4 protein-coding genes are annotated in these 12806 nt (G+C 27.2%); 2 read left to right on the top strand and 2 right to left on the bottom strand.

What is annotated here, in order from left to right:
* Positions 1-71 precede the first annotated feature (71 nt).
* Together QOZ93_RS08500 and QOZ93_RS08495 are read right to left on the bottom strand one after the other, a co-directional pair.
* On the bottom strand, positions 72-1166 hold the full coding sequence (locus QOZ93_RS08500) for a PRK06851 family protein (protein ID WP_307355887.1): 1095 nt from the start codon (positions 1164-1166) through the stop codon (positions 72-74).
* An 83-nt stretch (positions 1167-1249) separates the two neighbouring features.
* Positions 1250-2434, bottom strand: a complete 1185-nt coding sequence (locus QOZ93_RS08495; protein WP_307355886.1) for a cation diffusion facilitator family transporter — start codon at positions 2432-2434, stop codon at positions 1250-1252.
* Positions 2435-2658: 224 nt separating this feature from the next.
* Between QOZ93_RS08495 and QOZ93_RS08490 the strand changes: the two genes are divergently transcribed.
* Both QOZ93_RS08490 and QOZ93_RS08485 read left to right on the top strand, forming a co-directional pair.
* The gene (locus tag QOZ93_RS08490) at positions 2659-3954 is read left to right on the top strand and encodes a M18 family aminopeptidase (protein WP_307355885.1); all 1296 of its coding nucleotides are present in this window, start codon (positions 2659-2661) and stop codon (positions 3952-3954) included.
* A 203-nt stretch (positions 3955-4157) separates the two neighbouring features.
* Positions 4158-12803 carry a glycoside hydrolase family 94 protein gene (locus QOZ93_RS08485; RefSeq protein ID WP_307355884.1) on the top strand — a complete coding sequence of 2882 codons (8646 nt, stop codon included), beginning with the start codon at positions 4158-4160 and terminating at the stop codon, positions 12801-12803.
* Positions 12804-12806 lie beyond the last annotated feature (3 nt).

Below are 12806 nucleotides of genomic sequence, written 5' to 3'. Positions count from 1 at the left end.
AAAAACAATACTTTATTTAATTAAAGTATTGTTTTTTCTTTATAAAAGTACATGGTTAAATGAATAATATGCTATTTTGACAATGAGGATTCAATAGAAGTAATCTTATCCACAATGTATTTTTTTACATCCTTAATTTCATCAAAATTCATATTAGGAATGTAGTATTTTTCAATATCGTCATGAGCTTTTTTTGCTTCAGTTAGTATGCTAAGACCTTTATTTAAAAGAGTATAGAAACAGTTTTTAGCATCTATTATTTTTTCATTTAAACAATTTATAGTATCATAGTTTAAATAGTTTTCCATATATACTTGATGTCCATGGTAAAGTTGTTGATTTAATTCGTTGGAAGAAATTACTGAGGTATTTAATTCTTGAATATAAATATGCTCAATTTTTTCAGGAACTATAGGACTATGGAATACATCAATATGGAAACCTCTCTTTAGTCCTTCATCTCTAAGATAACTTAGAATCTCATGTTTTCCAGTACCAGGAGGTCCATTTAAAACATAGGTAGTATCACATCTATCAACTAAATTATCCAAAAATGTGACAATTCCAGTTGGTGTGAAGGCTGTAATAAATAGATTTCTACAGCTTCCCATAGAAGAAACAGTAGATTTATATAATTTATCTTTTAGTTCTTCCATTAAAAAATTAAACTTATTTAGGTTTAAAGCCTCGTTATTTAAAGAGCTCCAATCTTCATGAATTATACTTGCTGCATTAAAATATTTATAAGCTCTATTAAAATTATTAGTTATAGAATTTTGAACACTTAAAATATCTGTTTTATATTTTTTTATGCCTTCTTCATTCCAATGTTGACCTAAGTTAACTATTTCATCGATAGCTCCTGGTACTTTGGGATCTGTAGTATGAGGAGCGGTACCATCTAAAATAGCTATATTTAAATCTTTTAGTAGTACACAATCTAGAGAGTCACTATCTGAAGAACAATGAAAATATTCTACATTGTAACCTTTATCCTCGTATTCTTTCCCTAATTCTTTCATAAGAGAAGATTTTCCAGTCCCTGGACCACCTTTTAAACAAAAAATTCTATTAGCATCTTTAAGTGGCATAACTTCAGAGAAAAATGAATAAAATCCTTTTGGAGTATTACCACCTAGGAAAAATCTGTTTCCTTTACTATTCAAAATATTTCACACTCCATTACGTTCTATCAATATCATTATATTTTTTATATTAAATTTGTTTACACTTAATATAAAAAAATATTTTAAACACCTAAGAAATCTTTATCTATTGTTATAATAGCACTATAATGAGGATGGATTTTTTTTATGTCTTTTATAATGTTGTTTATTAGTTCATTCTCATTTTCCTTGGAAAAATTTTTGTTTAATTTAATAACTAGATCAAAAATTAAATTTTTAATCTCACCTTCTCCAACTACTCTAAAATCATGTATAGATTTAACCTCAACATAATTTTTAAGTATATTAAGTAACATTTCTTTATCTTTTTTTACTTCTTCACAATGAATATTAACAGGGTCCATATGAATAACTAACAGTATATTTAACTCTGATCCTATTTCCTTTTCCGCTTTATCAATCGTTTCATGAATTTGTACTAATGATATATTAGAAGGAACTTCGGCATGAATGGAAGCGAAGATTCTTCCAGGACCATAATTATGGACTATTAAATCATGAGTGTCTAGTATATTTTCATATGATAAGAGAGTATTTTTAATATTTTCCACTAATTCTTCTGATGGGGCTTCACCTAAAAGTGGGTTTATAGTTTCTTTTATTAAAGAAAAGCCTGAATAGATTATAAAAATTGAAACTATTACACCTATATATCCATCTATAGGAAAGTTAAATAAATTACTACTTATAAGTGAAAAAAGAATTACGGAAGTTGTTATAACATCTGCAAAGGAGTCTTTAGCTGATGCTTTTAAGGTATTAGAATTTATAGAAGAACCTAAAAAATTATAGAAATATCCTAACCATATTTTCACTAAAATAGATCCTATCATAAGTAAAATAGAAAAAATAGTAGATTTCAATGGAACAGGATTCATTATTCTAGATATAGAAGTTTTTATAAATTCTATACCTACTAAAAGAACTAAAAATGAAACAATTAAGGCAGATAAATATTCAATTCTTCCATGTCCAAAAGGATGTTCTCTATCGGCAGGTTTACTTGAAAGTTTAAAGCTAAAAACAGTAATTAAAGAAGAACCTGAATCTGATAAATTGTTAAATGCATCGGCTGTGATAGCAATACTATTAGTAAAAAATCCTACAAAAAATTTAATCATAAATAATAACACATTAACGATTATACCTACTATACCAGCTAAATAGCCGTATGAATTTCTAACTTTTTTATCTTTAATATTAGAAGAATTTTTTATAAATTTATTTATTAATGTTTTAGATAACATGTTTTTCACTCCTTTTAAAAATAAATTTTCTAATACTAACTATTATATCAAGAAAATTAAATATTACGAATAGCTAGTGTCATATATAACTTTAAAATCCAATATAAAGGATTTTTGGGTATTTTGTAGAATACAATAACTACGGGATGTTTATTTTCGCACAGTATTAAGATAATATTATTAAAATTTATATTATAAAAAAATTTTCAAGGGGAGGATTATATATGAAATCAGCAGAGTTTGCACAAGAACTTGTAGATTTTCTTAATGAGAGCCCATCAGCTTTTCATGCTGTAAAAAATGTAAAAAACATTTTAAATAATGCTGGGTTTAAAGAATTAAAAGAAGAAGAAAAGTGGAATTTAGAAAAAGGCAGAAAATATTATATGACAAAAAATAATACTGCTTTAATCTCTTTTATAGTAGGTACAGGTGAAATAGAAGAGGAAGGATTTAGATTAGTTGGAGCACATACAGATTCCCCAACATTTAAAATAAAGCCAGCACCAGAAATGTTTGTTGAGAATTATGTTAGGTTGAATACAGAGGTTTACGGTGGTGCTATTTTAAATACTTGGTTTGATAGACCTCTTTCTATAGCTGGTAGAGTAGTTGTAAAAGGAGAAGATGTATTTTATCCAGAAACTAAACTTTTAAATATAAATAGACCTATTTTAATAATTCCAAATGTTTGTATTCATATGAATAGAAATGTTAATTCTGGTATGGAATTAAATAAGCAAAAAGATACTATACCTGTATTATCTTTAGTAAACCAAGAATTGGAAAAAGGGAATTATTTAATAAATCTAATTGCAGAAGAATTAAAAGTTAATAAAGAAGATATAATAGATTTTGATTTATACCTATATGAATTTGAAAAAGGTTGTATTATGGGTCTAAATAATGAATTTATTTCAGCTTCAAGATTAGATGATCTTCAAATGGTGCATGCGGGTATAAAAGCTTTAATAGATAGTAAGGAAACAAAGTCAACTAAAATAATGATATGTTATGATAATGAAGAAGTAGGAAGTACAACAAAACAAGGTGCGGATTCAGAAATGCTTGCTAATGTATTAGAAAGAATAACTTTATGCCTTGGCAAAGAAAGGGAAGGTTATTTTAGGGCTCTTGCAAAATCTTATATAATTTCTGCTGATAATGCTCATGCAGTACATCCAAATAGTCCAGAAAAACATGATCCAACAAATAGACCATTAATAAACAAAGGACCTGTAATAAAAATAAGTGCAAATCAAAGTTATACAACAGAAGCAGATTCAGGTGCAGTTTATGAATTAATTTGTAAAAAGGCTGGAGTTCCTTATCAAAAGTTTGTTAATCGTTCAGATTCAAGAGGGGGTTCTACTATAGGACCAATATCTGCAGCTCATTTAAATATACGCTCAGTAGATATTGGAAATCCAACTTTAGCAATGCATTCTGTAAGAGAATTGGCTGGAGTTGATGACCATTTATATGTTTATAAGTCTTTTGTGGAATTTTACTCATTATAATTTCATATAGTAGTAATATTAATAATATACCTAAATTATTAATAGGCTAAATAAAAATTAATAATAGTTAAATGTTTTAAGAAAGTATTAGTTATGGTAAATTAGATTACTATTCTAATACTTTCTTATTTTTATAATAATTTTTCACTTATAGGAAATACTATATAAAGCATTAGTGTATTAACTAAAGAGGTGAAAAGTTTATGACTTTATTTTTCTACTTAGAAACAATTATATTAATTTTAGCATTAATCATTTTAATCGTTTTAATTTCTAGATACGAGGAATTTAAGAGGCAAAATATTATTAATGATATGCATACAATCAATATAAAACATAAAGATAGCTTAGAAAAACATGCTGAAAATATTTCAACTTCTTTAACTGAAGAAAGTGGAAATGTTAATAGAAAAAACCTTATAAAAAATTTAAATTTAAATTTCCAACAAATTATTAAGGTTCATAACTTTTTTGATAAGGAGGTTAATGGTAAAAAAGATGTATTATCCTCATCAGAATGGTTGTTAGATAATTTGTATCTTATAGAAAAAGATTATAAGGGAATAAAGACAAGTATGCCAAGAAGATACTATGGAGAATTACCTATTATAAAAAGTGGTTTTATGAAAGGATATCCTAGAGTATATTATTTGGCTGTGCAAATGGTATCCCATACAGAAGGAGATTTAAATGTACATATTATAGAAAATTTTATTAGTTCTTTTGAAAGAAGTTCTACATTAACTATGAGTGAGTTATGGGCAATTCCTGTAATGATAAGAATAGCTTTAATTCAAAATATAGCAAGAATTAGCTTAAGACTTCAGTACATTCAAAAAGAAAGAAATAAAGGGGAAGAAATTGCAGACATATTGATTAATGCTTTTAATGATAACAGATTAGAAGCGGAAATGAAAAATATATATAAATTAAATATAGATTTTAATCCTTATTTTGGTGAAAGATTTTTGAAAATTTTAAGAGATAATGGAATAGATAATTTAAAGTTATATAAATGGATCGAAAAGGAAGTAAATAAAAAAGGAGTTTCATTTGAAAATTTAATTTTAACAGCTCATCAAAAACAATCTAATTATGCTATTAGTTTGGGAAATTCAATAAATAGTATAAGGAAAGTAGAAGCATTAGATTGGAAAGCACATTTTGAAAATTTAAGTAAGGTACATCAGGTTTTAAGCAAAGATCCTAGTGGTGAATATTTAAATATGGATTTTAAATCAAGAGATTATTATAGACATAAAATTTCAGCATTAGCAAAACAACTAAAAACTAGAGAAGTAGTTATAGCTGAAAAAGCTATAGAATGTGCTAAAGAAACCAAGGAAATAAAAAATAAGAAATATTTAAAACACGTAGGATATTATATTTTCGATAAAGGAAAATTAGCATTAATACAGAAGGTTAGAGGAAATTTAAGCATAACCGATAAAATAATTGAGTTTTGTAAAAAACAAGGTGTTTATTTATATTTAGAGGGTATTATTTTTACAACAGTATTTTTGATAAGCGCCATAATAAATCTTAGTATTAATAATGATTATAGTTTTAGATTATGGAAATATATTGTGGCTATTATATTGCTAATAGTTCCTTGTAGCGAGATAGTAATATCCATAATTAATTGGAGTATTACCCATTTAGCTCCAGTTAGATTTATTGCTAAATTAGATTTTAAAAAAGGAATAGGAAAAGAAAATAGAACTGTAGTCATAATTCCAACATTGATTAATAGTGAGAAAAGAATTAATGAACTTTTAGAAAAATTAGAAGTTTATTATTTAGCTAATCAAGATGAAAATTTATATTTTGCAATTTTAAGTGATTTTAATGATAGTAAGTTAAAAGAAGAAGAAAATGATGAAAGAATAATAGAATATGCTTTAAAAACCGTAAAAAATTTAAATAAAAAATATGGGTTTAATAAGAAAGAAAAATTTTTCTTTTTTTCAAGAGAAAGAAAATTAAATGAAAGTGAAGGATATTATTTAGGTTGGGAAAGAAAAAGGGGAAAGATAATGGAATTTAATCAACTTTTAAGAGGAAAAGTTGATACTTCATATAATGTTTTTAGTTCTTCAATAGAAGAATTAAAAGATGCTAAGTATATAATTACATTAGATTCGGATACAGAACTTCCAAGAGATAGTGCAAAAAAAATTATAGGGGCAATGGCACATAGTTTAAATAAACCACATTTTGATGAAGAAGGAAGAATTTTCAGAGGATATGGATTATTACAACCTAAAGTAAGTATAAGTACAGTAAGTGCCAATAAAACTATGTTTTCAAAAATATTTTCTGGAGAAACTGGAATAGACACATATAGTACTGCGGTGTCTGATGTTTATCAAGATTTATTTGATGAAGGAATATTTACTGGAAAAGGAATATATGATATAGACATTTTTATGAATACTTTAGAAGGAGAAATTCCGGAAAATTTAGTTTTAAGTCATGATTTATTAGAAGGATCTTATAATAGAGCAGGATTAATTACAGATGTAGAATTAATTGATGGATATCCAGCATACTATAATGCTAGTGCTAAAAGAATTCACAGATGGGTAAGAGGAGACTGGCAATTATTAAGATGGTTAAAAGTAAAATCACCTTTAAATGATTTAAGTAAGTGGAAAATTTTTGATAATTTAAGAAGGAGTCTAGTAGCACCTAGTATTATGATTCTTGTTTTATTTGGAATATTGGAAGTTCTTCCCGACGGAATGGATAAATGGTTAGTATTATCTATATTAACTTTAGTAATACCTATACTATTTGATGTTACAGAGAATGTAGTACTTCCTATGAAAGGAGTCAGCTTATCTGGAAAAGTAAAAAATGAAAAAATGATTTTTGAACAATTCTTTTTAATATTTACTTTTTTACCACATAAGGCAATTTTAATGGTAGATGCCATATGTAGAACTCTATATAGAGTTCTTTTTAGTAAGAAACATTTACTTCAATGGCAAACATCAGATGATGTAGAAAAAAGTGTTGGAAGACAATTGAAAGACTTTATAAAATTTATGTGGAGTGGCAGTATACTTGGTTTGATAGTTTTAGCAGGAGCCTTTTTAAATTCAATAGATTTAGGAATAATTATGATAACACCTTGTATAATATGGTTTTTAAGTCCCTTAATAGCTTATCGTGTTAGTTTACCATTAAAAAGAAAGAAGTTAATATTGAATGAAGAAGAAATAAATATTTTAAAAAAATTAAGTAGAAAGACTTGGGCATATTTTGAGGACTTTGTTAATGAAGAAAATAATTTTTTAGGACCGGATAATTATCAGCAAGATCCACCAAATGGTGTGGCATATAGAACTTCACCAACTAATATAGGAATGACATTAACATCTAATGTAGTTGCTTTAGATCAAGGATATATAGGCATTCTACAATTTATGGAGAGAACTGATAAAACTTTAAAAAGTACAGAAATGTTAAATAAGTTTCATGGACATTTATATAATTGGTACAATACTAAAACTAAAGAACCATTATATCCTAGATTTGTATCCACAGTTGATAGTGGAAATTTAGTAGGATACTATTGGTTATGTGGAAAAACTCTTGAAGATAGGATCAAAGAACCTTTAATAAGTTCTAAGATAATACAAGGTTTAAATACTACTATAGAGTTGGCTAAACAAGAGCTAGTAAATGGATCAAAAGAAAAGGTAAGTACTATTCATTTAAAAGATCAAACTCAATTAGAACTATTAACTTTTAGAAAAAATCTAGTATATATTTTAAAAATTATGAATGAAGTTTTTGCAATCGAAAAAAAAGAACTACTTTATTGGAGTAATAAAGTAAGAAAAGATACTCAAAGTTATTTAAATGAATTAGATAAAGCATTTCCATTTATAAAGTTATTAGAAAAAGAAGAAATAGATGAAAACTTAAAAAAAGAACTTCTATATATGGTTGAAAATGTAAGTATGAAAGAACTACCAGAAAAGCTTTTTAGTATAGAAGAAAAAATTGAAAAAGAATATAAAAATCAAACAATTAATTTAGAAAATTTAAAAGTTGGTATAAAAAATAGTAGAATTTTTATAGCATCTATGATAGAAATGAGCACAAACCTTATTAAAAGAATTAATGATTTAGCCGAACTTACTGACTTTAAGATTCTTTATAGCAAAGAGAGAGGACTATTTTCTATTGGATATGATATAGAAAATAATAAATTAAATAATAGCTTTTATGATTTATTGGCATCAGAATCAAGACAAGGAAGTTTTGTAGCTATTGCAAAGGGTGATGTACCTAAAGAACATTGGTTTAAATTAGGTAGGGCTATGACACTTATGGGAAAAAGTAGAGGATTAGTATCATGGAGTGGTACTATGTTTGAATATTTTATGCCATTACTTATTATGAAAGCTTATCCTAATACCATACTTGATAAAACATATGATTCAGTAATAGAAGGACAAAAGAGATATGCAAAAAAAAGAAAAGTACCATTTGGAATCTCAGAGTCTGCATTTTATGAGTTTGATATGCATCATAATTATCAATACAAAGCTTTTGGCGTTCCAGGGGTAGGACTTAAGAGAGGACTTATAGATGAACTAGTTATATCTCCTTATTCAACAGTTATGGCTTTACAAAAAGATTTATCGGGATCTATACAAAATATTATTAAATTAATTAAGATGGGTATTGAAGGTACTTATGGTTTTTTTGAATCAATAGATTATACAAAAACTAGAATAGGAAAACATAAGACTAAGGAAATAGTTAAATGTTTTATGATACATCATCAGGGTATGAGTTTAATGGCACTAGATAATGTTTTAAATAATAATATACTTCAAGAAAGATTTCATAAAATTCCTAGAGTTAAAGCAACAGAATTATTATTACAAGAAAGAGTTCCTAAAAATATAGTTTATGATAGGGAATATAAATATGATATAAAAGAAAGTAAAATTAAAAATCAAAGAATAATTGTAAGAAAGTATACTACTGCAAAAACTTCTATCCCAGAAGTTCAACTTCTTTCTAATGGTAAATTATCATTAATGATTTCAAATAGCGGTAGTGGATATGCAAAACTTAGAGATATATTTTTATATAGATGGAGAGAAGATGTAACCGAAGACAATACGGGATTATTTATATATATTAAAGATATAAATAGTAAAGAGTATTGGAGTGCTACTTATGCTCCAACTATGGAAGAAGGAGAAGATTATGAAATAACTTTTGCTATAGACAAAGCTAAATTTCATAAAGTTTATAAGGAGATTGTCTGTGACACAAGTATAACTTTAAGTTCACAAGATGATGTTGAAGTTAGAAAAATTGTACTTACAAATTTATCTGAAGAAAAAAGAGAATTAGAAGTTATAAGTTATGGAGAGGTAGTTTTATCGGATTTTAATGCAGATTTAGTTCATCCTGCATTTAGTAACTTATTTGTAACTACAGAGTTTGTAGAAGATCCTCTAACGCTAATAGCTAAGAGAAGGACTAGAGTTCCAGGTAAACAAGAAAATTATTTGTTTCATACAGTAGTTGATAATATTGACGGTAAAAGTAATATTGAATATGAAACCGCTAGAATTAATTTTATAGGAAGGGGAAGGAATAAAAGTAATCCTATAAGTTTAGAAAAAGAACAATTTACAAATTCTACTGGTGTTGTATTAGATCCCATTATAAGTTTTAAAGAGAAAGTAACATTAGAAAAGGGAGAAAAGGTTGTATTAGCTTTTATAACAGGAATTGCTACAAGTAGAGAAAATGCCCTAAAGTGTTCAGCTAAATATAGAGATATGTGTAATATAAATAAAACCTTTGATGTGTCATTTTCACAGGCACAAATGGAATTAAGGTATTTAGGAATAAAATCTCCACAGGCTAATTTATTTTCTGAAATGGCAAGTAGAATTATATATATTAGTCCTTTAATGAAGCAAAGGGAAGAAAGCATTAAAAAGATTAGAAAAGGTCAAAGTGCATTATGGTCTTATGGAATTTCCGGCGATTTACCAATAGTGGTAATTAAAATAAGTAAAGAGGAAGATATAGATAAGGTAAGACAAATTTTGATAGCACATGAATACTGGCGAATGAAAGGTCTAAAAGTAGATTTAGTAATAATTAATGAAGAAGAAAACTCATATTTAGAACCATTACAAAGTTCTTTAATGGAACTTATATATTCTACATCTGCTAGAACTTTATTAAATAAAAGTGGTGGAGTATTTATATTGAGTAAAGGTAGACTTGGGGAAGGGGATGTTGAACTTCTAGAAGCACTATCAAAAATATTCATATATGGTGATGGTGAGTTTATTAAAAATCAAATAAAAATACCTTATAGCTATTTAACTGAGAGAACAATAAATAAAAATAAAAAATGTTTAAATGAAATAAAAGCTGTTTTAAAAAAGCCATACATGGAATTTTATAATGGATATGGCGGATTTAGTAAGAATGGTAGAGAATATCACATTTTCTTACAAAATGGAGAAAACACACCAGCACCTTGGATTAATGTAATATCAAATAAAACTTTTGGATTTCATATATCAGAAAGTGGCAGTTCATACACATGGAATGAGAATAGTAGAGAAAATAAAATAACAGAATGGAATAATGATTGGATAAGTGATGCTCCTTCAGAAGTTTTATATATAAAGGATAATGAAGAAAAAGCTATATGGAGTATAACACCTAAACCTATAAGGGACAAAGGAGATTATCTAATAACTCATGGATTTGGATATTCTAAATTTCTTCATGAAGTTTGCTCTGTTGAAGGTGAAGAAATTATGTTTGTTCCTATGAATGAAAAAATAAAGTTAATAAAAGTTAGGTTAAAAAATAAAAGTGATAAAAAGAAAAAATTAGTTTTATGTTATTATGCCCATTTAGTTTTAGGTGTAGTTTCTGCACATACAGCCTCAAGATTAGTTACTTTTCATCATGATAGTGGATTTATGTATGCAAAAAACCCATATAGTATGAGTTTCCCAGGCAATTATGCTTTTATAAATATGAGTGGTGTAGATAAAGTTTCATATACTGGCTGGAGGACTGAGTTTATAGGAAGAGGTGGAACCTTACAAAAACCTGAGGCATTAGAAAAAGAAAATTTATCATGTATGGTTGGAGCAGGTATGGACCCATGTTTTGCTATAAAGGGAGAAATAGAATTAAATGAAGGCGAAGAAAAAGAAATTATTATTTCCTTTGGTGAAGAAGACACTTTGGAAAAAGTAGAACAGTTGGTTGAAAAGTATTCAGTAATGGAGAATGTCAATAAGGAATTAGATAATTCGAAGAATTATTGGAAAGAAACTTTAGAAAAAGTTAAAGTAAAGACACCAAATAAAAGTATAAATTTACTTTTAAATGGATGGCTTATGTATCAGACAATAGTTTGCAGGTTATGGTCTAGAACTGCATTTTATCAATCTGGCGGAGCATATGGATTTAGAGATCAACTTCAAGATGTAATGCCGGTAGCATATTTAGAACCTAGTATTACTAGAAAACAAATACTTTATAGTGCATCTAGGCAATTTTTGGAAGGAGATGTTCAACATTGGTGGCATCCTGTAGTAGAAAGTGGTATTAGAACTAGATTTTCAGATGATTTATTATGGCTTCCTTATGTTACTGCAGATTATATAAAAAACACAGGAGACTATAGTATTTTAAAAGAAGAAGTAAGCTATTTAGAAGATGAATCTTTAAATGAAGGTGAAGACGAAAGATATGATGTATCTAAAGTTTCTAAAGAAAAGGGTACTATTTATGAACATTGTCTTAAAGCATTAAATAGAGGATTAAAATTCGGTGCTCATAATTTACCACTAATGGGAAGTGGGGATTGGAATGATGGAATGAGTACTGTAGGAAATAAGGGACAAGGAGAAAGTGTATGGCTTGCTTGGTTTTTATATTCCATATTAAATAATTTTATACCTATTTGTGAAAAAATGAATGATATAGAGAATATAAAAAAATATACAGAACTAAAAGAATTTATAAGAGAAAATACTAATAAATCGGCTTGGGATGGAAAATGGTACAGAAGAGCATATTTTGATAATGGAGTACCTCTAGGATCAAGTAAGAATTCAGAATGTAAGATAGATTCATTAGCACAATCATGGGCAGTAATTTCCAATGGAGGAGATAAGGAAAAAATAGATATTGCTATGAAGTCCCTAGAAAAATATTTAATAAAGGAAAATGAAGGGTTAATATTACTTTTGACACCTGCATTTTATAGTTCGGAACTAGAACCAGGGTATATAAAAGGATATGTACCAGGTGTTAGAGAAAATGGAGGTCAATATACACATGCATCAACTTGGGTTATTCTAGCCATGTGTAAGTTAAATGAATATGATAAAGCATTTAAACTTTTTTCTATGATAAGTCCAATAAATCATACTAAAACTAAAGAGGAATGTGATAAATACAAGGTAGAACCGTATGTAATGTCTGCAGATGTATATGGAGTATATCCTCACATAGGAAGAGGAGGATGGAGTTGGTATACAGGAACATCAGCATGGATGTATAGAGTAGCTATAGAAGGAATATTAGGTTTAAAGCTTATGGGAGAAAAAGGATTTACTATTGATCCTTGTGTTCCTAGGGAATGGAAAGAATATGATATTGATTATATAAAGGATAATACCGAGTATTATATAACAGTTAAAAATATTGGTAGAAAACAAAGTAATAAAAATATAAGTATCTTTATAAACGGTAGTAAAATAAAAGGTGAAATAATTCCCTATATAAGTGATAAAAAGAAAATAGATATACTAGTAGAGGTTTAAATT

It is taken from the genome of Hathewaya limosa (genome assembly GCF_030815255.1).
GTDB classification, from domain to species: Bacteria; Bacillota; Clostridia; order Clostridiales; family Clostridiaceae; genus Hathewaya; species Hathewaya limosa.
This window is presented reverse-complemented; position numbering and strand designations above follow the sequence as displayed.

Excerpts from the sequence above, each read along its gene's own strand:
- QOZ93_RS08490 (WP_307355885.1), top strand. The coding sequence starts at position 2,659 with ATGAAATCAGCAGAGTTTGCACAAGAACTTGTAGATTTTCTTAATGAG.
- QOZ93_RS08495 (WP_307355886.1), bottom strand. The coding sequence starts at position 2,434 with ATGTTATCTAAAACATTAATAAATAAATTTATAAAAAATTCTTCTAAT.
- QOZ93_RS08485 (WP_307355884.1), top strand. The coding sequence starts at position 4,158 with ATGACTTTATTTTTCTACTTAGAAACAATTATATTAATTTTAGCATTA.